At 62.6% G+C, this 23,480-nt stretch carries 23 protein-coding genes and 1 other RNA gene; 13 read left to right on the top strand and 11 right to left on the bottom strand.

The window, feature by feature from the left end; genetic code table 11:
* Positions 1 to 111: 111 nt before the first annotated feature.
* From FHX11_RS02010 to FHX11_RS01985, 6 genes are all read right to left on the bottom strand, one after another.
* Positions 112 to 642: a dihydrofolate reductase gene (locus tag FHX11_RS02010; RefSeq protein ID WP_184354534.1), complete on the bottom strand. Its 531-nt coding sequence runs from the start codon at positions 640 to 642 to the stop codon at positions 112 to 114.
* Positions 643 to 744: 102 nt separating this feature from the next.
* On the bottom strand, positions 745 to 1,581 hold the full coding sequence (locus FHX11_RS02005; RefSeq protein WP_184354532.1) for an NAD(P)-dependent oxidoreductase: 837 nt from the start codon (positions 1,579 to 1,581) through the stop codon (positions 745 to 747).
* A 104-nt stretch (positions 1,582 to 1,685) separates the two neighbouring features.
* On the bottom strand, positions 1,686 to 2,741 hold the full coding sequence (locus FHX11_RS02000; RefSeq protein WP_184354529.1) for a 4-oxalomesaconate tautomerase: 1,056 nt from the start codon (positions 2,739 to 2,741) through the stop codon (positions 1,686 to 1,688).
* Complete coding sequence (locus tag FHX11_RS01995; RefSeq protein WP_184355764.1) at positions 2,734 to 3,405, bottom strand: 4-carboxy-4-hydroxy-2-oxoadipate aldolase/oxaloacetate decarboxylase; 672 nt, start codon at positions 3,403 to 3,405, stop codon at positions 2,734 to 2,736. Before FHX11_RS01995 ends, FHX11_RS02000 begins: the two co-directional genes overlap by 8 nt.
* A 2-nt stretch (positions 3,406 to 3,407) precedes the next feature.
* Positions 3,408 to 4,370, bottom strand: coding sequence for a VOC family protein (locus tag FHX11_RS01990; RefSeq protein WP_184354527.1), 963 nt, complete (start codon positions 4,368 to 4,370; stop codon positions 3,408 to 3,410).
* Positions 4,371 to 4,393: 23 nt separating this feature from the next.
* Positions 4,394 to 5,128, bottom strand: a complete 735-nt coding sequence (locus FHX11_RS01985; protein WP_184354525.1) for a PIG-L deacetylase family protein — start codon at positions 5,126 to 5,128, stop codon at positions 4,394 to 4,396.
* A gap of 295 nt (positions 5,129 to 5,423) precedes the next feature.
* On the opposite strand from FHX11_RS01985, the gene FHX11_RS01980 reads away from it, so the two are divergent.
* The 7 genes from FHX11_RS01980 (at position 5,424) to FHX11_RS01950 (ending at position 12,250) form a co-directional block, all read left to right on the top strand.
* Entirely contained in the window at positions 5,424 to 6,278 is an 855-nt protein-coding gene (locus FHX11_RS01980; RefSeq protein ID WP_184354523.1) for a branched-chain amino acid ABC transporter permease, read from the top strand.
* Positions 6,278 to 7,327, top strand: coding sequence for a branched-chain amino acid ABC transporter permease (locus FHX11_RS01975; protein ID WP_184354521.1), 1,050 nt, complete (start codon positions 6,278 to 6,280; stop codon positions 7,325 to 7,327). The genes FHX11_RS01980 and FHX11_RS01975 overlap by 1 nt, the downstream gene beginning before the upstream one ends.
* The gene (locus FHX11_RS01970) at positions 7,324 to 8,079 is read left to right on the top strand and encodes an ABC transporter ATP-binding protein (protein ID WP_184354519.1); all 756 of its coding nucleotides are present in this window, start codon (positions 7,324 to 7,326) and stop codon (positions 8,077 to 8,079) included. Before FHX11_RS01975 ends, FHX11_RS01970 begins: the two co-directional genes overlap by 4 nt.
* Positions 8,072 to 8,812, top strand: a complete 741-nt coding sequence (locus FHX11_RS01965; protein ID WP_184354517.1) for an ABC transporter ATP-binding protein — start codon at positions 8,072 to 8,074, stop codon at positions 8,810 to 8,812. The genes FHX11_RS01970 and FHX11_RS01965 overlap by 8 nt, the downstream gene beginning before the upstream one ends.
* Positions 8,813 to 8,887: 75 nt before the next feature.
* Entirely contained in the window at positions 8,888 to 10,054 is a 1,167-nt protein-coding gene (locus FHX11_RS01960; protein ID WP_184354515.1) for an ABC transporter substrate-binding protein, read from the top strand.
* A 103-nt stretch (positions 10,055 to 10,157) separates the two neighbouring features.
* Positions 10,158 to 11,042 carry an NAD(P)-dependent oxidoreductase gene (locus tag FHX11_RS01955; protein WP_184354513.1) on the top strand — a complete coding sequence of 295 codons (885 nt, stop codon included), beginning with the start codon at positions 10,158 to 10,160 and terminating at the stop codon, positions 11,040 to 11,042.
* Complete coding sequence (locus FHX11_RS01950) at positions 11,039 to 12,250, top strand: LysR family transcriptional regulator (RefSeq protein ID WP_184354511.1); 1,212 nt, start codon at positions 11,039 to 11,041, stop codon at positions 12,248 to 12,250. Before FHX11_RS01955 ends, FHX11_RS01950 begins: the two co-directional genes overlap by 4 nt.
* 28 nt (positions 12,251 to 12,278) lie before the next feature.
* Here FHX11_RS01950 and FHX11_RS01945 read toward each other — a convergent pair whose 3' ends face one another.
* Positions 12,279 to 12,845 (bottom strand): XRE family transcriptional regulator, encoded by a 567-nt coding sequence (locus tag FHX11_RS01945; protein WP_184355762.1) that lies wholly within the window; start codon positions 12,843 to 12,845, stop codon positions 12,279 to 12,281.
* Positions 12,846 to 13,160: 315 nt separating this feature from the next.
* Here FHX11_RS01945 and FHX11_RS01940 point away from each other — a divergent pair, with 315 nt between their 5' ends.
* Positions 13,161 to 13,688, top strand: a complete 528-nt coding sequence (locus tag FHX11_RS01940; protein ID WP_184354509.1) for a GNAT family N-acetyltransferase — start codon at positions 13,161 to 13,163, stop codon at positions 13,686 to 13,688.
* A gap of 10 nt (positions 13,689 to 13,698) precedes the next feature.
* The gene (locus FHX11_RS01935; RefSeq protein WP_184354507.1) at positions 13,699 to 14,151 is read left to right on the top strand and encodes a DMT family transporter; all 453 of its coding nucleotides are present in this window, start codon (positions 13,699 to 13,701) and stop codon (positions 14,149 to 14,151) included.
* A gap of 30 nt (positions 14,152 to 14,181) precedes the next feature.
* Here the strand turns inward: FHX11_RS01935 and yghX are convergent, their stop codons facing one another.
* Positions 14,182 to 15,069, bottom strand: a complete 888-nt coding sequence (yghX, locus tag FHX11_RS01930) for a YghX family hydrolase (RefSeq protein ID WP_184354505.1) — start codon at positions 15,067 to 15,069, stop codon at positions 14,182 to 14,184.
* 87 nt (positions 15,070 to 15,156) lie between these two features.
* Positions 15,157 to 16,080 (bottom strand): thymidylate synthase, encoded by a 924-nt coding sequence (locus FHX11_RS01925; RefSeq protein WP_184354503.1) that lies wholly within the window; start codon positions 16,078 to 16,080, stop codon positions 15,157 to 15,159.
* 183 nt (positions 16,081 to 16,263) lie between these two features.
* On the opposite strand from FHX11_RS01925, the gene ssrA reads away from it, so the two are divergent.
* The 4 genes from ssrA to FHX11_RS01905 all read left to right on the top strand — a co-directional run bounded on the left by ssrA (position 16,264) and on the right by FHX11_RS01905 (position 17,831).
* Positions 16,264 to 16,634, top strand: a transfer-messenger RNA (tmRNA) gene (gene ssrA, locus FHX11_RS01920).
* Positions 16,635 to 16,753: 119 nt separating this feature from the next.
* On the top strand, positions 16,754 to 17,263 hold the full coding sequence (locus FHX11_RS01915; RefSeq protein WP_184355760.1) for an SspB family protein: 510 nt from the start codon (positions 16,754 to 16,756) through the stop codon (positions 17,261 to 17,263).
* 51 nt (positions 17,264 to 17,314) lie between these two features.
* Positions 17,315 to 17,509 (top strand): DUF4169 family protein, encoded by a 195-nt coding sequence (locus FHX11_RS01910; RefSeq protein ID WP_184354501.1) that lies wholly within the window; start codon positions 17,315 to 17,317, stop codon positions 17,507 to 17,509.
* 109 nt (positions 17,510 to 17,618) lie between these two features.
* Positions 17,619 to 17,831, top strand: coding sequence for a ribbon-helix-helix domain-containing protein (locus FHX11_RS01905; RefSeq protein WP_184354499.1), 213 nt, complete (start codon positions 17,619 to 17,621; stop codon positions 17,829 to 17,831).
* Between the two features lie 75 nt (positions 17,832 to 17,906).
* On the opposite strand, the gene FHX11_RS01900 is transcribed toward FHX11_RS01905, so the two are convergent.
* Positions 17,907 to 21,638 (bottom strand): AsmA family protein, encoded by a 3,732-nt coding sequence (locus tag FHX11_RS01900; RefSeq protein WP_184354497.1) that lies wholly within the window; start codon positions 21,636 to 21,638, stop codon positions 17,907 to 17,909.
* Between the two features lie 234 nt (positions 21,639 to 21,872).
* Positions 21,873 to 23,285, bottom strand: a complete 1,413-nt coding sequence (locus FHX11_RS01895) for an FAD-linked oxidase C-terminal domain-containing protein (RefSeq protein WP_184354495.1) — start codon at positions 23,283 to 23,285, stop codon at positions 21,873 to 21,875.
* Positions 23,286 to 23,480: the final 195 nt, after the last annotated feature.

Here is a 23,480-nt window from a genome sequence, read left to right as displayed (position 1 = left end):
CGCGGACGGCGGCGATTGTTCCCGTTATAGGTATCGACGCACCTGCTTTCAACGCAACTTCAGGAAGTTCGGCGGATTTATTGGAAAATAGTTGAATTCCGCGAACAGGATTTAGCGTTTGCGCCTGGAGTAAATGACGAAGCGGGTCGGATAATTGTCCTTCTCGCCCGCCGGCACGGCAAGCTCGCTGTCGACCTGCCAGATGGCCGGATCGATTGCCGGAAAGGCGGTATCGCCCTCCACATCGGCCTCGACATGCGTCACCAGCAACCGGTCCGCCAGACCGATCGCCTGCCGGTAGATCTCGCCGCCGCCGCCGATGCAGATCTCGTCCGCGCCACTTGCCGTCGCCAGACGATCCGCAAGCGCGATGGCCTCGTCCAGACTGTGCACGACCGTTATGCCATCGGCCGAAAAGCCGGTGTCGCGGGTGATCACGACATTCGGCCGGCCCGGCAGCGGCTTGCCGATCGACTGGAAGGTCTTGCGCCCCATGATCACCGGTTTGCCGAGCGTCATGGCCTTGAAGCGCTTGAGATCGGACGACAGCCGCCATGGCATATCGCTATCACGGCCAATGATGCCATTGCGCGATACCGCGACGACAATGGTTTTGGCTGGGGTCTTGATTGATCCGGACATGCTTCTCCCCTCACGCGGCGATCGACGCCTTCATATGCCCGCCGGGCGCAGCTCCTTGCAAGATCATACCGTCGAAAAGCTGGGGGCAGACGCCGGCCGGCGTCAGGCTTCGTCATTGAGCGCATCGAGCGCACTCGCAAGCGCGCCGCCGGCGGCCCGGTCCTCCGCCATTTTCCGATAGAGGCCGGCCATGCCCTTGAAGATCAGCGCCGCCGGATCGTCCTTCCCCAGGAATTCGGCGATCTCTTCCATTTCCGCGACCCAGCGATAGGCCTTCGGATACATGTCTGGAATGCCCTGGACAAATTTGCGGTCGAGATCGGGCAGGCTTTCGCGCAGCTCCCGCTTCAGCCCCTGATCCGCGCCGGACCGGATCGCCGCCAGGAGCATGGCGGTGCCGAGGCCGGTGACGCCCTTGTTGATGCCGGCATAGCACATCTTCAATGCCGACGCGGCGCCGATCCCGCCCTCGATCCGGCGCACCTGCAGCCCGTGATCCGCCAGCACGCTGCTCCTGTCGCCGGCATCGCCGCTGACATAGAGTCTCGGTCCCGCCTGCCCCGGCTTCGGCGGCGCGCCGATGATCGACCCGTCGAGAATATCGCCGCAATCGCGGCCGAAAACGGCCGCAACCTGCTGCATCGTTCCGGGCGAGATCGCATTGCAGTCCATGAATGTCGTCGTCCTGGAGCGACGCCGCAAGGCCGAGGAAATCAGCTCCGCCGCGCCGACAGCTTCGGCGGGCGGCACGATGGAGAGGATGATATCGGCCTCGACAAGCCTGTCCAGTTCCACAGGCTGCATGCCGGCCGCCTTTGCCCGCTCGACAGTCGCCGCCGAACGGCCTTCGAGATAGGTCAGCACCCCGGCGCCGCCTTCGACCAATCGCCGCGCAATGGCGCTTCCCATCGCGCCGGCTCCAATCACTGCGATATCCATTGCCGATCTCCTTCCATCGTTTGAGGCGAAGACTATCCTCAACCGCAGGGAATGCCAGCAAGCGAAACGGGAAAAGGGGGCGATCGCCCGACAGCTCGCGGGCTCTATCCGGCGAATACCCGGCCATCGAAGAGTTTGCGCGCGGTCCTCACCGTCCCGGCCCCCCTGATCGAGCCGTCCTCGCCGATATCGAGGAAAACCTCCATCGACCCGGTGGGATGCTCGATCTGGTAGCGCCCGTCCGACGGTACGCTCGCCAAATGCGCGGCGGGGCTTTCGGCAAGGCGCGTTGCGGTCGCGACCGTGACCGCCGCCAGAACGCCGACGGAGGCATGGACGCGGTGCGGAATGAAGCTCCGCGTCGAGATCGCGCCGCCACGCCTTGGCGGCGATACCAGCGTCATTTTCGGAACGGAAGCGGCCTGCACATCGCCAAGATTCATCATAGGCCCCGCCTTCAGGCGGATGACCTCCAGCCTCGCCTTCAACGCGGCATCGGCCTCCAGCGCCTCGCGGTTCTCCTCCCCCGTCAGCCCGAAGTCGGCAGCACGCATGATAACGCAAGGCATGCCGTTGTCGATCAAGGTCGCCTCTATCCCGTCGATGACGTCGACCTCGCGGCCCGTCGGCAGCAGAGCGCCGCACATCGAGCCGGCTATGTTCTCGAACAGCAGCGGAATGGCGGCATGGCTACCCGGAACGCCGGCGATCTCGGTCATGCCCGAATAATTGACGCGGCCGCCGGGCGTCTCGACGCGCGCCACTGCTACCTCGCCGGAATTCAGCATGTGGATACGGACTTCGGTCACACCGTCGCTCGCCGCGACGAGACCGCGCTCGATCGCCGCCGGGCCGACGCCGGCGAGAATATTGCCGCATCCCTGCGCATCGCTGACGACGGCCTGATCCACGAAGACTTGGAGGAACAGATAGTCCACATCGGCGTCGGGACGGCTCGATGCCGAGAGTATCGCCACCTTGGATGTCAGCGGATCGGCGCCGCCGATCCCGTCGATCTGCCGGGGATCGGGCGACCCCATGATCTTCAGCAGCAGCGCATCCCTCGCTGCGGGCTCCGCCGGAAGATGGTCGGCGAGGAAATAGGCGCCCTTCGAGGTGCCGCCTCGCATCCACAGGCAGGCAATGCCCTCCTCATACATATTTCAGCCCCTTGGCGAGAAGGGTCGGGCGCATCTCGTAAATATCCAGCCCCAGTTCTCCGGCGGCGAGCCGCTTGCGCTTGGCGTCCTCGTTGGCGAGGCGCTTCTCGGCGGCGACGAGAACGGCCTCCGCCTCCTCCCGCTTGACGACGCAGACGCCGTCATCATCCGCAATGATGACATCGCCGGCTTCGACATAGGCACCGGCGCAGACGACCGGCACGTTGACGGAGCCGAGCGTCTCCTTGACCGTGCCCTGCGCCGATATCGCCTTGGACCAGACCGGAAAGCCCATCTGCGTGAGATCGCGGACATCGCGCACGCCGGCATCGATGATCAGGCCCCTGCATCCCCTCGCCATGGCCGACGTCGCCAGCAGGTCGCCGAAATAGCCGTTATCGCAGGGCGAAGTCGGCGCGAGAACAAGGATATCGCCCTGCTTCAGCTGTTCGATCGCCACATGCAGCATCCAGTTGTCGCCGGGAGGAGCCGAGATGGTCACCGCCGAGCCGGCAACCTGCGCGCCGGCATAGATCGGCCTCATGTAGCTGGCGAGCATGCCCTTGCGCCCCTGCGCCTCATGCACGGTCGCGACGCCCGCATGCGCCAGGCGGTCGATCACATCCTGTGAAACCCGGGCGATCTCCTGCACAACGATAGCCATCATCAAACTCCTTTCTTGTCCACCGGCGGCGTGCCGTGCGTGTGGAAGGTCTCGATCGTCTTCAGCCCCCAGGCCTGCCCCTTCTTGCGCTCCGTCTCCGTCCAGACGACGGGCTGCCAGTCCGGCGCCAGGATCAGGCGAGCGCCGGAATTGGCAAGCTCCACCCGGTTACCGGCGGGCTCCCAGACATAGAGAAAGAAGGTGCCCTGAATGGCGTGCTTGTGCGGGCCGGTCTCGATATGCACGCCGTTTTCCAGAAAAATGTCGGCGGCGCGCAGGATCTCCTCGCGACTGTCGGTGGCATATGTCACGTGGTGGAGACGTCCGCCCCCGCCGCCATGCTCCTCGGTGCAGGCCAGATCGTAAGTCTTGTTGTTGACGGTGAACCAGCAACCGCCAAGCCTGCCATTGTCGAGCTGGATCATCTCCGTCACGCGAGAACCGAGGCAGGTCTCCATGAAGCGCCGGAATTCGGCGACGTCAGAAGCCAGTAGATTGAGATGGTCGAGACGGCGCGGATGGCAGCCGCGCGCATGATATCGCTGCGCGAGATTCTTCAGCGCCGGCTTTTCCTGTTCGGGCGGCGTATAGCGCACCGTATCCCAATAGATCTCGAACACATGGCCGAACGGGTCCTCGAAGCGGAAAGCCCGGCCATGGCCGGGATCACCGTCGACCCAGCCGAGAACCTTATAACCGCTCGCCTCGATCGCCTTGACGCGCCTCTCCAGGGCCGCGGCCGACGAGGTCCGGTAAGCGATATGCCCGACACCCGTGGTGTGATGCCGGGTCAGTTTCAGCGTATGGAACTCGTAGTCATCCCACGCCCGCAGATAGGCCGACCGCTCGTCCTGAGCAGTCACCGTCAGCCCATAGACATTCACGAAGAAATCCAGGCTTTCCTCGAACTTGTCGGAATACATCTCCACATGCGCCAGATGGGCGATATCGAAACAGGGTTCCATCTCATGCTCCTCCCGAGAGCGCATTAAAGCTCATCGACCGTGCGTGGGAAGACGGACTGGAAGCCTTCCGCATATTGCGCCGCACGTCCGCCTGACTGGCCGCCGGAATTGCGCTGGAAATGATTGGCGCGGTTCTGGGCGACGCGGGTGTAGAACTCCCAGAGATGCTCCTGCCCTTCCATGCATTCGATGGCGGCGCGCTTCTTGTCCCAGACGGAGGTGATATCGAGGAAGACATCCGGCTTCCATCCCATCTGCTCGGTCTGGTGTGGCTCGAACAGATAGAGCTGCGGCGCGCCGAGCACCTTCTGGCCCGGCTCATGCCCCCAGGCCTGCGCGATCATCCGGGTCTCGAGCGCAACCTGCGTCGCATACATATGGTCGGTGTTATAGGGGTCGTACTGCGAATGGCTGAGCATGAAGGCCGGCTGCACGCGCCTGATCACGTCGACCAGACGATACTTGTCCTCGTCCGTCAGGCGCAGCGGATAATCGCCGAGATCGAAGCTGACAAGATCGTGGACGCCAAGCGCCTTCGCCGCCTCTTCCGACTCTGCCCGCCGCGCCGCCTTCACGCGCTCGAGCGTCATGCCCGGCTGCTTCCACAGCTTGGCGGATTCGCCCCGTTCGCCGAAGGACAGGCAAACCACGGTCACCTTATAACCAAGCTCGGCATGCAGCGCGATCGCGCCGCCGCAGCGCCATACGAAGTCAGCGGCGTGTGCGCTGATGACAAGTGCAGTCTTTTGTTCCGACATGGGATCTCCTTCCGAATTGCGCGTGATTTCACGCCCGAGAGCCCGCTTTGCCAATTTGGATTTGATGCCTCGCCAATAAGTTTTGGCTATAGCGCCACCACTTTGGAGCGCCTCCGGATCGGGTGCCTATAGCTTTTTCTTATAGGGCGGCGACCATTTTGAAATGGGCAAGCGCCCCTCTTCCCGTCATGGCTAATCACCATTCAAGACCCAACAGGTCCTGCCGAACATGCGTCCGGGAGAGGTAGCCGAGCCGATTGCCTCGCAGCAGCAGCGAGCAGGACAGGGAGGAACAATGCTGACCCTTTTATTTGACGGCCTCGCCTATGGCATGCTGCTGTTCGTGCTTTCCTGCGGACTGGCGGTGACCCTCGGATTGATGAATTTCATCAATCTGGCGCATGGCGCATTCGCGATGGCAGGCGGCTATGTCACCGTCATTCTGACAAACAGATGGGGCGTCCCCTTTCTGCTGACGCTGCCGATCGCCTTCCTTGCCACGGCCCTTGCCGGGATCGTCCTCGAAAAGACGCTCTACGCCCGCCTCTATGACAAGACACCGCTGGACCAGGTTCTGTTTTCCATCGGCATCGTCTTCATGGCGGTTGCCGGGATCGACTATGTGATGGGATCGCAGCAGCAGATCCTGAACCTGCCTGATTTCCTGCGCGGCCGTGTCGATGTGCTGGGCATGGGCATCGGCGTCTATCGCGCCTTCCTCATCCTTGTTTGCGGCGCGCTCGCCGTCGCACTGCAATTGATCCTTGCCCGCACGCGCTTCGGCAGCCGGCTGCGCGCATCCGTGGACGATCGGCGCGTCGCCCGTGGCGTCGGCATCCATGTCAACACTATTTTTGCGGCCACCTTTGCCGTCGGCTCGGGGCTTGCCGGCCTCGGCGGCGCGCTCGGGGCCGAGATACTGGGCCTCGACCCGACATTTCCGCTGAAGTTCATGGTCTATTTCCTGATCGTCGTCTCCGTTGGCGGAACGTCGAGCATGTACGGTCCGCTCTGCGCGTCGCTCCTGCTCGGGATCGCCGACGTGCTCGGCAAATATTACGTCCCCTCGCTCGGCGGCTTCATCATCTATATCGTGCTCGTCGCGGTGCTGGTCGTCCGGCCCCAGGGCCTTTTCGCGAGGGCCGGCTGATGCGGACATCCCATTCCACACTTCCTGCCCTGGAGCAGCGGGTATCGGACGTCATGAGGAAATCGGCTCGCTGGAGCATCCTCGAACTGGCATTCTGGGCTCTCGCGATCGTCTCCTGGTTCCTGTTCCCGAACCAGCATCTGATCCTCACCGAGATCGTCGGCTTCGCCATCCTCGCGCTGTCGATCGACCTGATCCTCGGCTATGCCGGCATCGTCTCCCTCGGACAGGCGGCCATGTACGGCGTCGGCGCCTATGCGAGCGGCCTCTTCTCGATCCACGTCACCGGCGAGCCGCTGACCGGGCTGATCGTCGGCGCGCTCTCGGGCGCGGTCGTCGCCTTCCTCACAAGCTTCCTGCTGCTGCGCGGCGGCGACCTGACACGGCTGATGGTGACGCTCGGCGTTGCCGCCGTCTTTGCCGAGATCGCCAATCAGGCGAGCTGGCTGACCGGCGGTGCCGACGGCCTGCAGGGCATCACCATCGAACCGCTCTTCGGCGTCTTCGATTTCGATATCTACGGACATACCGGCTATGCCTATAGCCTCGCCGTCCTGTTCGTGCTGTTCCTCCTCGCCCGTCTCATCGTCTCCTCGCCCTTCGGCTACTCGCTGAAGGCGATCCGCGACAATCCATTGCGCGCTTCGGCCGTCGGCGTTCCCGTCAATGCGCGGCTCGTGGCCATCTATACGCTGTCCGGCGCCTATGCCGGCATCGCCGGCGCGCTCTTCACCCAGACGCAGCAGTTCATCTCGCTGGACGCGCTGTCCTTCCAAAAGTCGGCGGATGGCCTGATGGTGCTGGTCATCGGCGGCACGGGCTATCTCTACGGCGGCCTTATCGGTGCCCTGGTCTACGAGCTGATCCAGGACGGGTTGTCGTCGCTGACGCCGCAATATTGGCAATTCTGGCTCGGCATGCTGCTCGTCGCCTTCGTCCTGATCGGCCGCGACCGCCCCCGCCAACTGGTCCGATCCATTACCGCCCACCTCACCACCATTCGCGGCAACCTCGTCAGGGATCGCGCGTCCACACGGAGGGCACCATGACCGCCGCCGTTCTTGAAACCAGAAATCTCAACAAGACATTCGGCGCCCTCAAGGCCACGACCGATGTGTCGTTTCGCCTGGAAAGCGGCGCGCGCCATGCGCTGATCGGGCCGAACGGCGCGGGCAAGACGACGCTGATCAATCTTCTGACCGGCGTGCTCGCGCCTTCCAGCGGCCAGATCCTGCTGAACGGCGAAGACGTCTCGTCGCTCAAGCGCGAAAAGCGCGTGCAGCGCGGTCTCGTCCGGACATTTCAGATCAACCAGCTTTTCGGAGATCTGAGTGTCGTCGAAAGCCTGGGTCTCGTCATCAGCGAGCGGCGCGGGCACGGCAAGGACTGGTTCCGCTATGCCGGCACATTGCCGGGCATCGAGGACGAGATTGCCGGCCTGGTTCGGGATTTCGGCCTGGATACGGTCCTCGACCAGCCCTGCTCCGGCCTGCCTTACGGCAAGCAGCGCCTTCTCGAAATCGCCATGGCGATCGCCTGCAAGCCGAAGGTGCTGCTGCTCGACGAACCGGCGGCCGGCGTGCCGGAAGCCGACCGGCACGAGGTTCTGGCAAGGCTGGCGGCGCTTCCCGCCGATGTCTCGATCCTGCTGATCGAACACGACATGGACCTGGTCTTCAACTTCGCCGACCGGATCTCGGTTCTCGTCGCAGGCGCACTCTTCGCGGAAGGCACCGTCGAGGAGATTTCATCAGATCCCCGCGTCAAGGAAGTCTATCTGGGAGGGGCGCATCATGACTGAGCTCTTGACGCTGGACGGTCTGAAGGCCGGTTATGGCAAGGCCGTGGTTCTGCACGGCGTCAGCCTCTCCGTCGGTCAGGGCGAGGCCGTGGCCCTGCTCGGCCGCAACGGCGTCGGCAAGACGACGACGCTGAACAGCATCGTCGGCCTGACGCGCTATCACGGTGGCAAGGTCGCGGTCGGCGGCCAGAACATCGAACGCCTGACGCCGGAACGACGCGTCGAAGCGGGCGTCGGCTGGGTGCCGCAGGAACGCGGCATCTTCCGATCGCTGACGGTCGAGGAAAACATCACCGCCGTCGCCCGCCCCGGCCGATGGGACCTTGCAGCCGTCTACCAGCTCTTCCCGAGGCTGAAGGAGCGCCGGAGCAACTACGGCAACCAGCTCTCCGGCGGCGAGCAGCAGATGCTATCGATCGCCCGCGCGCTCGTCCTCAATCCGAAGATCCTGCTGCTGGACGAGCCGACCGAGGGATTGGCGCCGATCATCGTCGAGGAATTGCTTGCCGCGATCCGCCGCATCGTCCGGGACGAGGGCCTGGCCGCCATCATCGTCGAGCAGCACGCGCAGCAAATCCTGGCGATCACCGACAAGGCCGTGATCCTGGAGCGTGGCACCGTCGCCTATTCCGGTAGCAGCGCCGCGCTGGCGCAGGACGGCGCAACGCTCGGGAAATTCCTCGGCGTCGGCGCCGGTGCGGCAACCTCCGCCCCGAAGCAGCAAAGACACTGAATGATCCGCATTCCGCCGGAAGAGGGCCGGTCGAAAACCACATCCACAACCGATAATGTCACCAGGAGGAGAAACATGAATATCAGGAAACTGGCATTGAGTGCCGTCACCGCCATCGGCGTGATGAGCGCACCGGCAATGAGTTTTGCCGAGGATACCGTCAAGGTCGGCGTCGTCATCCCGCTCACCGGCGGCTTCCAGTCCAACGGCCGGCAGATCAGCGCCGCGATCAAGACCTACGTCGCGACCAAGGGCGATACGGCCGGTGGCAAGAAAGTCGAGCTGATCGTCAAGGACGACGGCAGCGTCGCCGACAACGCGCTGCGCCTGTCGCAGGAGCTGGTGACGAACGACAAGGTATCCATCCTGACCGGCTTCGGAAACACGCCGGCGGCGCTCTCGGTGGCGCAACTGTCCAAGCGCGCCAAGATTCCGCAGGTGATCATGGTGGCGGCGACATCGTCGATCATGAATGCCTCGCCCTATACGCTCAGAACCTCCTGGACCATTCCGCAAGTGGCCAGCGTCATCGGCAAATGGGCGCCGGAAAACGGCGCGAAGAAATTCGTCAGCATCGTCTCCGACTACGGTCCCGGCGCCGACGCGGAGAAATGGTTCCAGCAGACCATCGAGGCCAATGGTGGCACCGTGATCTCCAAGCTGAAGGTGCCGCTTGCCAATCCGGACTTCGCGCCCTTCCTGCAGCGCGCCGCCGACGAGAAGCCGGAAGCGCTGTTCGTCTTCGTTCCCACCGGTGCGGGTGCCGCCTTCATGAAGCAGTTCGTGGAGCGTGGTCTCGACAAGTCGGGCATCAAGGTCATCGCCATGGCCGACGTCACCGACGACGATCTGCTCAACAATATGGGCGACCCGACCATCGGCGTCATCACCGGCGGCCCCTACTCCGCAAACCATGACTCGCCCGAGAACAAGGCTTTCGTGGAGGCTTTCAAGAAGGCCAATGACGGCATGCGCCCCAACATGGTCGCTGCCGCCGCCTGGGATGCGCTCGACCTGATCTACAAGACCCTCGACAAGACCAAGGGCGATGCGAGCGGCGACACCTTCGTCGATGCGGCAAAGGGGATGCAGCTGCAGAGCCCGCGTGGCCCGATCTCCATCGATCCCGCAACCCGCGACATCGTCCAGGATATCTACATGCGCAAGGTCGAGAAGGTCGATGGCGAATTGTACAACGTCGAGTTCAAGACTTACGACAACGTCAAGGACCCGGCTCACTGAGCATTGGCCGTTCAGCCGGGGATCGTGGCGCCACCGCGATCCCCGGTGATAAGTTTTTGCTATAAGATTGCTTGGCTGAATCTTCGCACGAGGAACCGACGGCATGTCGACGATTGCACTCATTGGATTCGGGGAAGCGGCACAGGCCTTTGCCGCCGGCTGGAAAACGGTCGAAAACAGCCCGATCCAAGCCCCTCTCGCCACCTTCGACGTCAAGATCAACAGCATGGATGATCGACCAGCCCTTCTCGACGCCTGCACGCGGCTGGACGTCCAATACGGCGAAACGCCACGCGAGGCGACAGGCGGCAAGAGCGCGGTCTTCAGCCTGGTGACCGCCGACCGCGCCCTTGAAGCCGCCGGCATGGCGGCCCCCCATCTCGACGCGGGCGCGCTCTACCTCGACTGCAATTCCTGCTCCCCGGCGACGAAGGTCGCGGCCGCCAAGATCGTCGAGGAGGCCGGCGCACGCTATGTCGACGTCGCGGTGATGGCGCCCGTCTACCCCGCCCGCCACCGGACCCCGCTCCTGCTTGCGGGCAGCAGCGCGGCGGCCGCCGAGGTGCTCCTGACCGGCCTCGGGATGGATGCCCACATCGCCGGCGACAAGGTCGGACAGGCCTCCTCGATCAAGATGCTGCGCTCGGTCATGATCAAGGGGTTCGAAGCGCTCACCGCCGAATGTGTTCTGGCGGCACGCCGCGCCGGTGTCGAAGAGGCGGTTCTGGCATCGTTGCAGGCCTCCGATCCGGGGATCGACTGGGTGGCCCGCTCGTCCTACAACCTCGAACGAATGATGGTGCACGGAACCCGGCGCGCGGCGGAGATGGAGGAAGTGGCCGTCACGCTGCGCGATCTCGGCCTTCCGGACGGCATGGCATCCGCCGCCGTCGACTGGCAGCGCCGGATCGGAAATCTCGGCCTCAGCGGCGCCGATCTTTCGCTGAGCCAGCGTATAGACCGCATATTGGAGCGTCTCCCGTCTTGAATTCCGCCGCGCCGTCCGAACCCGAGCTTCAGCACAATCTCCGCCACCTGCGGGTCTTCCTGATGGTCGTCGATACGGCCTCGGTCACCAAGGCCGCGGAGCTATGCCATGTGTCGCAGCCGGCCGTGACGCAGGCGCTCTCGAAAATCGAACGCGGCGTCGGCATGGCGCTTTTCACCCGCACCGCTCAGGGCCTGTTCGTCAACAAACAGGGCGAAGTGCTCGCAAGGCGCGTTCGGCGCGCTTTCGGCTATCTCGATCCGGCCTTGTCCGATCTCAGCCCCCGGCTCCGCATCACCGCGACCACGGCGCAGCTCCAGGCGCTGATCGCCGTGCGCGAAATGGAGAACTTCACGCTCGCCGCCCGCCGCCTCGGCCTTGCCCAGCCGACGGTGCACCGCGCCGTGACACAGCTCGAGCAGGAAGCGGCCCGCCCCCTTTTCGAGCGCACATCCTACGGCATCGTTGCGACGCGCACGGCGCAGGCGCTCGCCCAGGCCGCAAGGCTCGCCTTCGCGGAACTCGCCCAGGCGGAGGCCGATCTTGCCGAAACAATGTCCGAGGAAGCCGGACGCATCGTCATCGGCGCCATGCCGCTGTCGCGATCCTATGTCCTGCCGCAGGCCATCGCCAATTTCCGGGCACTTCGCCCGAAAACACCGATCCAGGTGCTGGAAGGACCCTATGCCGATCTCCTGGCCGGCTTGAGACGCGGCGAGATCGACTTTCTGATCGGCGCCCTGCGCGATCCCGCCCCGATCGGGGACGTGGAGCAACGCGTGCTCTTCACCGATACCCTGGTGCTGGTCGCCGGCCGCGATCATCCGCTTGTCGGAAGACGGGACATAGGATTGGAGGAGCTTGCCTCCTACCCCTGGGTGGTGGGCCTGCATGGAACGCCGATCCGCAAGCATTTCGACGCCATGTTCGACAGCATCGGACGACGGCCGTCGAGCATTGTCGAATCCGGCTCTCTCATCCTGATGCGCGAGCTTCTGGACAGGACCGACCATCTCGGCTGCATTTCCTACCTGCAGGCGGAAGCCGAGCTGAAACGCGGCCTCATCAAGGCCCTGCCCTATAATCTCGCCCACACGGCGCGGCCGATCGGCCTGACGCTGCGATCCGGCTGGATGCCGACAGCGGCGCAGGGACAGTTCCTCGACCTCGTGCGGGAAAGGGTCAGTGCGCAAGGCGAACCATTATAGCCTCTGCTTATGAGGCTGGATCCCCTGCCTATGAATTGCGCAGAAGAATCACGGCATAGATGCAGGGGCGCTCGCTTTCGTTCCTGAAAACACAATCCGTCGGCGGACCGAGTTCAAGGCAATCGCCAGCGGACATTCCGTGGCTGGTATCCCCCTCGAAGAACACCAACTCTCCTTCGAGGACCCAGATCAGCTGCCGCATGAAGGCAAAAGCCGAAGCCGGCATCGGCACCTCCGTTCCGGCCGGCAGTTCGACGCGGACAAGATCCAAGGGCAAATCCGACTTCGGCGAAACATGCCGCCGCTCGTAGCCGGTCTGCGGATCGATCCAGACAGGCTGGTCCCCCCGTTTCAGAAAGCGGCCCTGATGCATTTCCGCGCGCGCCATCAGCGCCGACATGCTGAGGCTGAACGCGCCGGAAAGCTTGGCAAGCAAGGTGGCCGTCGGGCTGCTTTCGCCACGCTCGACCTTATGGATCATGGCACGGGAGACATTGGAACGTTCCGCAAGTTCCGTCAGCGACCAGCCGCGGCTTTCGCGTTCGATGCGGATGCGTGTGCCGATGCGTCTGTCTATATCGTCGAGTTGGGACATACGTAGCAATATAGTGGACGAATTCCACTCCCGCAACCCGAAGAACCACCGCCATGACTGCTCATAGTATCGTTTTGCGCAGATCCATGTGGCCAGGACGGAAACTCCGATGGCGCAATCAAGCTGAAGGACTATCCACTGATATTTCTCAATTTTTAATCCGATCTCCACGCCCTTTCCCGATCATTGCTCCATCCTAATGACATCTTAGTAGACTTTTATAATAATATAGTAGACTCCGCTTGGAATCCGATATATGAAACCAGGCATTCCGACAGTCCATATCCATCTCACGAGATGACCGAGGGAAAGACCATGCGTATTCGCGATGCGATAGCAGCAGATATCGAAGGCATCACGGCGATCTATAACGATGCTGTCGCCAATACAGCCGCGATCTGGAACGAGAAACAGGTCGACGCGGACAATCGAAGGGATTGGCTGCGCGATCGGCTAAAGCTCGGCTATCCGGTACTGGTTGCCATCGACGATCGGGACGATGTCGTCGGTTACGCGTCCTTCGGCGACTGGCGCGCCTTCGACGGCTACCGCCACACGGTCGAACATTCCGTCTATGTCCGGGGCGACCAGCGCCGGAACGGCGTCGGCAAAGCACTGATGATCGAATTGATCGCCCGCGCGCGCGGGATCGGAAAACACGCGATGGTCGCCGGCATCGAGGCCGGGAACATCGGCTCGATCCGACTGCATGAAAAGCTCGGCTTCCGGCAGGTCGGCCTCCTTCCGGAAGTCGGCACCAAGTTCGGGCGCTGGCTCGATCTCGCCTTCCTGCAATTGTTGCTGGACCAAAGGACCGAACCGGACGCCATGCAAAAGACCTGAGGGCCAAAGCATGTCGAGCTACATCATCCTGACGACCCTCGCCGCCGCCGGCATATCGCTGGTGCTGCAGAACATTCTGATGGTGCGGATCACCCAGTCCGCCTCCACGGTTTTGATTACACTCGTCGTCAATTCGTCAGTGGGACTAACGGCACTTCTGCTGCTGCTCCTTGCCCGCAAGGGTACGGCCGGCATTGCCGAAGCCGTCGGCACAATCCGGCCGTGGGCGCTTTTGCCCGGCCTGCTCGGCTCCTTCGTCGTCTTCGCCGGGATCTGGGGCTATCAGCGCCTGGGCGCGGCACCGACCATCGCGATGCTGGTGGCCAGCCAGTTGCTCACGGGCCTGATATTCGACGCGGCGCGATCCGGAAGGATGACGCTGTCGGACAATGCCTGGCAGATCGCCGGCGCCATATTGCTTGTTATCGGCGCCGTCCTCGTCGCCAGCCGGCACGCCGCCTGACCCGAAGACATCTCCGCACCATGGTGTGGATCAGGCCAGATAGCGCTTGAACCAGCCTATCGTTCTGTCCCAGGCCAACTTGGCCGCCGCCTCGTCATAGCGGGGCGTCGAATCATTATGGAAGCCGTGATTGACGTCGGGATAGATATAGGCCTCATAGACCTTGTTCGATGCCTTCAGCGCCGCCTCATAGGCCGGCCAGCCCTCGTTGATCCCCTTGTCCAGCCCGGCATAATGCAGCAACAGCGGCGCCTGGATACGCGGCACGTCCTCCCCGCGCGGCTGACGTCCGTAAAAGGGCACGGCCGCCGCCAGCTCGGGATAGGCGACCGCGGCTGCATTCGCCACACCGCCGCCATAGCAGAAGCCGGTAATGCCGACCTTGCCGGTCGTCGCATCATGTTTCATCAGGAACTCGATCGCGGCGAAGAAATCATTCATCAGCTTTTGCGGATCGACCTGCTGCTGCAGCTCCCGCCCCTTCTCGTCATTGCCCGGATAACCACCGACCGACGTCAGACCATCGGGTGCGAGCGCAATGAACCCGGCCTTTGCCACACGCCGGGCGACATCCTCGATATAGGGGTTCAGTCCCCGGTTCTCATGCACGACAACAACCGCCGGCACCTTGCCCTTGGCGGCGACCGGCCGAACGAAATAGCCCCGAACGGTTCCATTCCCATTCGGCGACGGATAGGTGATGTATTCGGGCAGAATGTCCGGATCGGTGAATTCGACCTGTTGCGCGAGCGCATAGTTCGGGCTCATCAACCCGAGGATCGCGGCAGCCGTCAGGCCGCCCACGGCATACTTGCCGGCCCGGTCGAGAAACTCACGCTTCGTGATTTTCCCATGCGCATAATAATCGTAGAGTTCCAGCAGTTCCGGATGAAAATCCTTGGCGGTCAGACGTGACATTGGCGCGCTCCTCTCTTCTCCGGAGATGAGCCTAAACGCTTATATCAATTCCTGAATTCACTTTTCCGCTATCGCCGGAATCTGCCGTCAGACGGCGACCTCCGCCGCAATGGCCGCATGCGGCTCATAATCGCGCACATCGAAATCCTCGATACGGTAATCGTCGATGCTCTCGGGCCGGCGCAGCAGCCGCAGGGTCGGGAACGGACGCGGCTCACGGCTGATCTGCTCCCGGATCGCATCGAGATGAGTGAGATAGATGTGAACATCGCCGCCGGCCCAGACCAACTCGCCCACATCCATGTCCACTTGCTGGGCGACCATGGCCAACAAGACGGCTTGCTGGCAGATATTGAAGGGATTTCCGAGGAAGAGATCGCATGAGCGCTGGAAGACCATCAGGCTCAGCCGCGGCCGGCGCGTCTCGCCCGGAGCGGGCAGATTCGACACATGGAACTGATAGACCATGTGGCATGGCGGCAGCGCCATGCCGGCGAGCTCACCGACATTCCAGGCATGGAAAATCATCCGGCGGCTGCTTGGATTGTGTTTCAGCTGGTCGATGACGGTCGCGATCTGGTCGTGCACCTTGCCGTCGGCATCGCGCCAGAGCCGCCACTGCTTGCCATAGACAGGGCCGAGATCGCCCCATCTCTCGGCAAAAGCTTCGTCGGCCAGTATCCGCGCCTCGAAATCCTCCTGGCTGATCGTCTCGCCCGTCGCCTTGCGATAGGCAGCCAGAGGCCAGTCAGTCCAGATCCGCACATTCTGCTTCAAGAGGTTGCGGATATTGGTATCCCCGGTCAGGAACCACAGCATCTCCTTCACGGCGAGCTTCCAATAGACCCGCTTGGTGGTGAAGATCGGAATCTGGCCCTTGGAAAGGTCGAAGCGCATCATGGCGCCAAGCCCGCTCAGCGTGCCCACACCGGTCCTGTCGATGCGGCGGTCGCCGTTTTCGAGCAGATGCGCCATCAGATCGAGATATTGATATTCCGGGTGGCGAACCATTCTGAGCTCCGACATTTCGGTAAGACGCCAGCAAGAGCGGCGCCTGCCGATTCCATTCGCTGCTAATTTAATAGCAAGTCGGCGCGAAACCAACCGCAGCAGGGCATAATCCCGGCAATTCTCGCCGTTTGTCGCATGGGATCGGGACAACCGTATGCCTCCGACGACGCATTTGTGACAATTGCCCTTCCCTTCGCCCGCGGAAAACACTATATCAGCCATGCCGGTCTTCGGGCCGGCTATGGCGATAAATGAGCGGTGTAATAAACCTATTGGACCCGGGGGCGGTACCCGGCGCCTCCACCAAAAACCGACCGGACGAACTTGCTTCAGGCCGGCTTTTGATGGGGGCGAAACAGGATCGACAAGGGTGTAAAGATCGACTTTTCGCTCGGCATTGTACCACCGTTATCGGGCTAAAATTGTAGTTGCAAACGACAACTATGCGGAAGCTCGTCTCGCTGCTTAATCGCGGTGTGACACTTCAAATAAAGTCCTAAGGGGTCGCACTCTTAGGCGGGGTCCGAAGGCACCTGGCAACAGAAGCCTTCACCTTCTCCCTCTCTGCTATATTATGTATGATCAGATGATGACTCGCGCACGGGGCTTTCCCGTCGGCGCTCGCCGTGGCATAAGCCTTAGAAAAAACATGGCCAACGAAAGACAGGAAAGCATGGGGCAGGATCATATCCGCTACGACATTTTGGCACAGGACGCCCTGCGTGGGGTCATCCGTAAGGTGTTGACCGAAGTCGCCGCCACCGGCCGCCTGCCGGGTGACCATCATTTCTTCATTACCTTCCTGACGGGCGCGGCCGGTGTGCGCATTTCGCAGCACCTGAAGTCGAAATATCCCGAGCAGATGACCATCGTCATCCAGCACCAGTTCTGGGATCTGAAGATCACCGAAAGCCAGTTCGAAATCGGCCTTTCCTTCTCCGACGTTCCTGAAAAGCTGGTCATCCCCTTCAATGCCATTCGCGGTTTCTACGACCCGTCCGTGAATTTCGAGCTGGAATTCGACGTGCCGCTCGCCGACGACGAGGAACTTCCCTCCAGCGAGATCACCGCCTATCCGGCGCCGGCCGAAGGTGGCGAAGAGCCAACGGCCGCCGCCAAGGATGGCGAGGAGAAGAAACCGGGCTCGGTCGTGTCTCTCGACGCATTCCGCAAGAAGCAATAATATCCGGGGGGAGCTTGCGCTCCCCTTTTTTCATCGGCAGTGGGGACAACGATGAGTGCCGAAATCGTCAATCTGCGCCAGTTCCGCAAGAAGCAGGCCCGGTCGGAAAAAGAAAAGCAGGCGGAACAGAACCGCATCAGCTTCGGCCGCACCAAGACGGAAAAGAACCTGACCAAGGCGCTCAACGACAAGGCCGCCAAGGCGCATGAATCCGGCCGTATCGACCAGCCCAAAACAGATGACTAGGCCGCTCGGCCTCAATCGAAATTCTCTTGAAATCAGTATCTTGCTCTAGCTTTTTGACTCTTTTTAAGAATTACCTCTCCCATTTCCTAACTTTTTGATCGATCCACCGATGATCCGCAAACATTCCGCGACGCTGCACGGCCATCGCACGAGCTTTTCCCTTGAAGACGCCTTCTGGAGCGAACTGAAGGCGATCGCGAAAATACGCGGCACCTCTCTGGCGGCTCTGATTTCCGAAATCGACGACGGACGTGATTCGGCGAGCAACCTCTCCTCCGCCCTTCGGCTCTATGTCTTGAAATGGCTGAAGGAACGGGCGTAGCTATCCCTGCGCCAAACTGTCCCGTAACGCCCCTGCTCTCGACGAGCGCGCGCACTGGCTATCGCCAGCGAGCGCTTACCGCGCAATCCCCGGCAGGCCGTTGAAATTCAGCGGCGCTATCTTTTGCGGCACCTGGCCGTTCAGCACCGGCAATTGCTGCGCTTCGGCCTTTGCGCGCGCCGCTGCCTCCGCCTTCTCGCGGGCATCCGCGTCGGCTTTCGCCTTGGTCGCCGCTTCCGCCTGCTTTTGGGCCGCCGCCTCGCGGGCGAGCTCTCTCAGGCGCTGCTCCTCAAGGAGCCGCTGCTGCTCGATGGCCGCGTCGCGCTGGCGTTGGGCTTCGCGCACGCCCGCATCATACTTGTAGAGCGCCACCTCGCGCCGCAGCCGCTGCTTTTCCAATACGCTCGCCTGAAGCCGCTCGACGCGGCGGCGCTCGCGCTCGAAGGCCCGCAGCGACAGGAAACTGGTGATATCGGTGACGTCAATCGTTCGGCCCGGGCTTGCAAGCTGCCCTGCGAAATCGAGACGCAGCGCCGGTTCGGCACCGCTCAGCGATTCGTTGCCGGCCGCGAAAGCGATGCCAAGCGAACCTTTCATGCGCTCGTCCGGCAGGCTGATCTCCGCATTGCCGGACAGCTTCGCCAGCTCATTGCCGACGCTGATATTGGTGGCGCGAATGACGCCGCCCGAGACGTTGAACGGAATGCTCGTGGCCGGCAGCGCCGCTTCGCCATTGTTCAGCAGCGTCTGCAGGATCGGCAGCACCTTGTCGGCGGTGATATCGCCCTGAATCTGGTCGGTTGCCGACAATAGCGGCGGCAGGACGGAGAGGTTGAGGCCGCGGACATGCGTATCGCCAAGCTTCATCTCGCCCGAGCCGCTGGCATTGACCGCAAGTTCGCCCACGCTCTTGCCGCTGGCCTCGACGCTCAGCCCCAGCCCGAAGCGACCATTGGCTAGCGGCGCACCGTCGCGCTGCCAGGCGACAGCCGCCAGATCTCCATTCGCAAGAGAAAGCTTCGTCTGCAGCAGGCCGGTGCCGTCGGAATTGGCAAGCATGAGATTGCCGCCAATGGTGCCGCCGTTCCAACCGCCCGCTATATCGTTCAGCCGCAGCTCCTCGCCCTTATAGGCCGCATTGGTGCTGAAATCGGCAATCGGGCCGAATATCCCCGGCCAAAGCTGCTTGGCGGAAAGCTTGACGTTGAGGTCAAGCCCGCTGAACATCGGCAGGCCAAGCTTGGCCTTGGTCAAGTTGCCCGTCGCGGCATCCGTCATCGGGCCATAGATCGCTTCGCTCAGCCAGCCGAGATCGGCCCTGTCGAGCGTCAGTTCGCCGGTCGCCTTGATGGTGGGCGCCTTGCGGTCGACGGTCAGCTTGCCCGAGACATTATTGTCCGCAAGCACCCCCTTCATATCGGAGACAACGATCTTGTCGGCATCGATCGCGGCATTCGCCTGGAACTTGACCGGCAGGCCCGTTCCCATCTGCGGCACGCCGATGCCGTTCATGACGAAATACGGATCGAGATCGGCGCTTTCGAGCGACAATGCGATAGTGCCGTTGAGGAAATTGTTGGGGCGCACGTCGACCTTGCCGTTGGCGGTGAACGAGGTCTTGTCGGTGGCGAAGGTCAGCGCCGCGTCCGCGGGCTCCGTGCCGTCGGCCGTCACCTTCAGCGTCATGCGACCATTGGCGTCGGCCTCGACGGGCAGCGGATCGAGACCCGCCTGTCCGAAGAGGATCGAGGTCACCGAATTCTCCAGCGTCGCTTCCAGCGTCGTCGTTCCCTTGCCGGCCAGCGCCAGGAGGTCGGACATGCGGTAGTCGAGATTGACGCGGCTGCCGTTGGAAACGCCGGCCAGCGTCACGACCAGCCCGTCGCCTTCCTCGCCGCCGAGGGTCAGGGCACCGCGCAGCGCGGTATTGCCATACCATGCGGCATTGCGCACCAGCCGATCCATGATCGGATGATGCGGCAGGTGCTGGCTCAGCATCTCGAAGAAGGGGCCGGGATCGGCCGCCTTGAAGGTAATCTCGCCCGACCCCTTATGCTCCTGCAGCGGACCGTCGCCGCGGCCTGTCGCGGTGATCTCGGCGCCGGCAACATCGCGCACGGCGAGCTTGTCCAGCGTCAGCGCGCCGCCGGCGACCGAGAACGAGGTCTCCACATTGTCGGCCTGCACCCCGAACGCCGTGAATTTATCCGCCTTCAGATGCGCGGTGATCTGATGATCAAGCAGATTGGCGCCGGCATCCTGGCCGGTGAACAATCCGGTCAATGCCCGCAATGCATCCAGATCGAGGGCGTCGCCGCTGAGATCCACGGCAAGTTTCGCGGCCTGCTTGTCGGCCTGCCCCTGCCGGACAAGCTGCCCCTTCAGCGTCGCCGAACCGATGGCGATTTCGAGATTTTCAAAGCGCTGTTCGTCATGCCGCAGGCTGACATCGGCGGAGAAGCCGGCCTGTTTCAACTGCCGGATCGCCGGATCGACCGATCCCACCAGCCAGGACGCCAGGCCCGAGGGCTGGTTGGAGGCGACGACGAGATTGCCGACGAAATTCGGTTCGCCCTGCAGCATCAGCCTGCCGCTGGCCTCGACCTGCGTGCGCCCCGGCAGCGTGCCGATCGCATGGTCGATCTTCCAGCCGGTTCCGGCGGGCTGGAGATCGAGCTGGACGTCGCGGATCGTCGTATCGCCGGCCACGATCGCCGGCAGGCGGAACGTCGCCTTGCCGGGCACCTGCGGGATGGGGATCTCCGCAGCCACCGCAATCAGGTTGTTCAGGCGCTGTCGCGCCGAGATGGCGGGATTGCGGTTGGTCTTGCCGCTGGCGCCCTGGTTGTTGCCAAGGCGATTGACGTCGATCTGCTGGCCATCCGCGGTCAGCAGGAACTCCGGCTTCTTGCCCGTATCCAGCGTCGCCTCTCCCGTCACGACATAGGGATCGTCCGCCGCACCGACCTCGAGACGATATTCGGAAATCCGGATGCGCTCGTTGGTCAGTTCGAAGCGGCCCTTGACGCGGGGCTGGATCGGCTCATCGGCGGATTTGCGTGCCTGCTTGTCCTCGATCCCGGCGGTGAAAAGGCCGATATAGTCCGGCTTGCTGTTCACCAGCTTCAACTCGCCGTCGAGATCGACATTGACGGGATGCCTGTCCGGCACCAGCCGCGTGCGGACCCGCAACACGCCGCTGTCGTCCGGCTGGCTGCTGGAGATGGTGAAATTGCCGTGTTCGCCGTCGAGCGCCGCATTGCCTTCGATCCGCCAGGGACCAGCCAGCGATTTCGCCGACATTTCGGCATTGAAGCCGGTGATATGCCGCGTGCGTCCGGATTGCTCGTCGATGAACTGGATATCGCCGCCATCGACATGCACGCTTTCCAGCACGACCGACTTGGCAGGCATTTCCGGCTGGCTGCCGCGCATCCAGTCGAGCGTGCCATCCTTGAGCAGCCGCAAACGCACCTTCGGCTCCGAGACGCGCATGTCGAAGATCAGCGCTTCGCCGGACAGGAACGGCGCCAGCTCGGCATCCATGGAGAATTCGGCGATCTGCACCAGCGGCGTCCCATCCGCCTCCTGGCCGACGCGAACATCATGCAGGGTGACGGACGGAAACGGCAGAAAACGAGCATCGACGGTGCCGTGAACCGTCACCTTCTTGCCGATGATGCGGCTCGCCTGATCTTCGAAATTCTTGCGGAAATCGGTCCAGTCTATGAAGAGCGGCGCAAGCAGTGCCACGAACAGCACCACCACGAACACTCCCCCCAGAAAAACCAGGACCCTACCTAACAATGCGCACCGTCTCCGTTCTGCATGCCAACTACAACACCAAGGCGCCTATATCCGACCCACAGGCAATGGGCACCCTTGATCCGCGTTCCGTCCCAAACCGCATCGCGATCGCCGGAAACCTGTTCCACATCCAGGGCATTTCGCCCGCTTTCGTGCTCTATCCGAAAACGGAACACCATAGCCTAGCGTCATTCACGCGGGGAACAAGCCGGCATGACGGCGATCTTCGGTTTTTCAATGACCATGAAAGATCTTGCCGGGATTGAAAATCGCGTCCGGATCCAGAGCCTGCTTGACCTGACGCATCAGATCGACTGCGCCGCCAAGCTCCTGTTCGAGGAACGACATCTTGCCCTGCCCCACCCCATGTTCGCCGGTGCAGGTTCCGTCCATCGCCAACGCGCGCGCATTCAGCCGGGCGACGAAAGCTTCGACCACGGCGATGCCCTCCGGCGTCTTGTCGTCGAACAGCACCAGCACATGGAAATTGCCATCTCCGGCATGGCCGACGATCGGCGCCAGCAATCCATGCTTCTCGATATCGGCCTGGGTTTCGGCGACGCATTCGGCAAGCCTCGAAATCGGCACGCAGACATCCGTCGACAGCGCCGACAGCTCCGGTGCCAGCGCGCGGGCTGCCCAATAGGCATCGTGGCGCGCCTTCCAGAGCTTGTTGCGCTCCTCGAGATTGCTGGTCCAGAGGAATTCTCCGCCACCGCACTCGGCGGCGATCTCGGCGAACTGTTCCGATTGCAGCGCGACGGTCTCTTCGGTGCCGTGGAATTCGAGGAACAACGTCGGGCGCTCCTCGTAGGCCAGGCCGGAATAGAGATTGCACGCCCGCATCTGCACGGCGTCGAGCAGTTCGATACGGGCAACCGGCACGCCCATCTGGATCGTCATGATGACGGCATCGCAGGCCGCCTTCACATCCGGAAACGAGCAGGCGCCGCCGGCGATCTTCTGCGGAATGCCCTGCAGGCGCAGCGTCACCGAGGTCAGCACGCCGAGCGTGCCCTCGGAACCGACGAAGAGCCGGGTCAGGTCGTAACCGGCGGACGATTTCCTGGCGCGCCGCGCCGTGCGGATCTCCTCGCCATTGGCGGCAACCACGGTCACCGCCAGGACATTGTCCTTCATCGTGCCGTAGCGCACGGCATTGGTGCCGGAGGCGCGCGTCGCCGTCATGCCGCCGATGGAGGCATTGGCGCCGGGATCGATCGGGAAGAACAGGCCGGTGTCGCGCAGATAGGTATTGAGCTGCTCGCGGGTGACGCCGGGCTCGACGGTGCAATCGAGATCCTCGGCATTCACCTCAAGCACGCGGTTCATCCGGCTGAAATCGATGGAGATACCGCCCTGCGGCGCATTCACCTGCCCCTCCAGCGACGAGCCCGTACCGAAAGCCACGACCGGCACCTTGTGCTCGGCGCATGCCCTGACCACGGCCTGCACGTCATCCCGGCTCTCGGCGAACACCACGCCATCGGGAAGCTGGGAGGGAATATAGGTCGTCGTGTGCGCATGCTGGGCGCGGAAGCTCTCACCGGTCTGGAAGCGCTCGCCGAAGACTTGTTTCAGGACGCCGATAACGGCTGCGATCCCTTCTTCGTTGCGTATTCCCGCCTTCGCGTCAGCCAGAGCCATCTTCTCGAATCTCCATCAAAAAGCACATGGAAGGACGTTAACCTTTTGCGGTTCTATGGGACATAGCAACGACGCTGTCCAGTCATGAAAATAGCACCCGCAAGGACGCTCGCTGACAGGCATCGCGTAAAACGAGCACCTTCATTTTCTGCTCATTCTTTAATCATATGTCCGCTGAAATGTGCATTTGCCGTA

The organism is Rhizobium sp. BK602 (assembly GCF_014195095.1).
In the GTDB taxonomy this organism is placed as follows: Bacteria; Pseudomonadota; Alphaproteobacteria; order Rhizobiales; family Rhizobiaceae; genus Rhizobium.
Note: the sequence above shows the minus strand (reverse complement) of the source record. Positions and strands in the feature narration are given on the sequence as shown.

Coding starts and splice junctions, on each gene's coding strand:
- FHX11_RS01995 (WP_184355764.1), bottom strand. CDS start 3,405: ATGGCTATCGTTGTGCAGGAGATCGCCCGGGTTTCACAGGATGTGATC.
- FHX11_RS01985 (WP_184354525.1), bottom strand. CDS start 5,128: ATGTCGGAACAAAAGACTGCACTTGTCATCAGCGCACACGCCGCTGAC.
- yghX (WP_184354505.1), bottom strand. CDS start 15,069: ATGTCACGTCTGACCGCCAAGGATTTTCATCCGGAACTGCTGGAACTC.
- FHX11_RS01940 (WP_184354509.1), top strand. CDS start 13,161: ATGCGTATTCGCGATGCGATAGCAGCAGATATCGAAGGCATCACGGCG.
- FHX11_RS01955 (WP_184354513.1), top strand. CDS start 10,158: ATGTCGACGATTGCACTCATTGGATTCGGGGAAGCGGCACAGGCCTTT.
- FHX11_RS01925 (WP_184354503.1), bottom strand. CDS start 16,080: ATGGTTCGCCACCCGGAATATCAATATCTCGATCTGATGGCGCATCTG.
- FHX11_RS02000 (WP_184354529.1), bottom strand. CDS start 2,741: ATGTATGAGGAGGGCATTGCCTGCCTGTGGATGCGAGGCGGCACCTCG.
- FHX11_RS01975 (WP_184354521.1), top strand. CDS start 6,278: ATGCGGACATCCCATTCCACACTTCCTGCCCTGGAGCAGCGGGTATCG.
- FHX11_RS01965 (WP_184354517.1), top strand. CDS start 8,072: ATGACTGAGCTCTTGACGCTGGACGGTCTGAAGGCCGGTTATGGCAAG.
- FHX11_RS01905 (WP_184354499.1), top strand. CDS start 17,619: ATGATCCGCAAACATTCCGCGACGCTGCACGGCCATCGCACGAGCTTT.
- FHX11_RS01910 (WP_184354501.1), top strand. CDS start 17,315: ATGAGTGCCGAAATCGTCAATCTGCGCCAGTTCCGCAAGAAGCAGGCC.
- FHX11_RS01970 (WP_184354519.1), top strand. CDS start 7,324: ATGACCGCCGCCGTTCTTGAAACCAGAAATCTCAACAAGACATTCGGC.
- FHX11_RS01945 (WP_184355762.1), bottom strand. CDS start 12,845: ATGTCCCAACTCGACGATATAGACAGACGCATCGGCACACGCATCCGC.
- FHX11_RS02005 (WP_184354532.1), bottom strand. CDS start 1,581: ATGGATATCGCAGTGATTGGAGCCGGCGCGATGGGAAGCGCCATTGCG.
- FHX11_RS02010 (WP_184354534.1), bottom strand. CDS start 642: ATGTCCGGATCAATCAAGACCCCAGCCAAAACCATTGTCGTCGCGGTA.
- FHX11_RS01980 (WP_184354523.1), top strand. CDS start 5,424: ATGCTGACCCTTTTATTTGACGGCCTCGCCTATGGCATGCTGCTGTTC.
- FHX11_RS01990 (WP_184354527.1), bottom strand. CDS start 4,370: ATGGAACCCTGTTTCGATATCGCCCATCTGGCGCATGTGGAGATGTAT.
- FHX11_RS01895 (WP_184354495.1), bottom strand. CDS start 23,285: ATGGCTCTGGCTGACGCGAAGGCGGGAATACGCAACGAAGAAGGGATC.
- FHX11_RS01960 (WP_184354515.1), top strand. CDS start 8,888: ATGAATATCAGGAAACTGGCATTGAGTGCCGTCACCGCCATCGGCGTG.
- FHX11_RS01935 (WP_184354507.1), top strand. CDS start 13,699: ATGTCGAGCTACATCATCCTGACGACCCTCGCCGCCGCCGGCATATCG.
- FHX11_RS01915 (WP_184355760.1), top strand. CDS start 16,754: ATGGGGCAGGATCATATCCGCTACGACATTTTGGCACAGGACGCCCTG.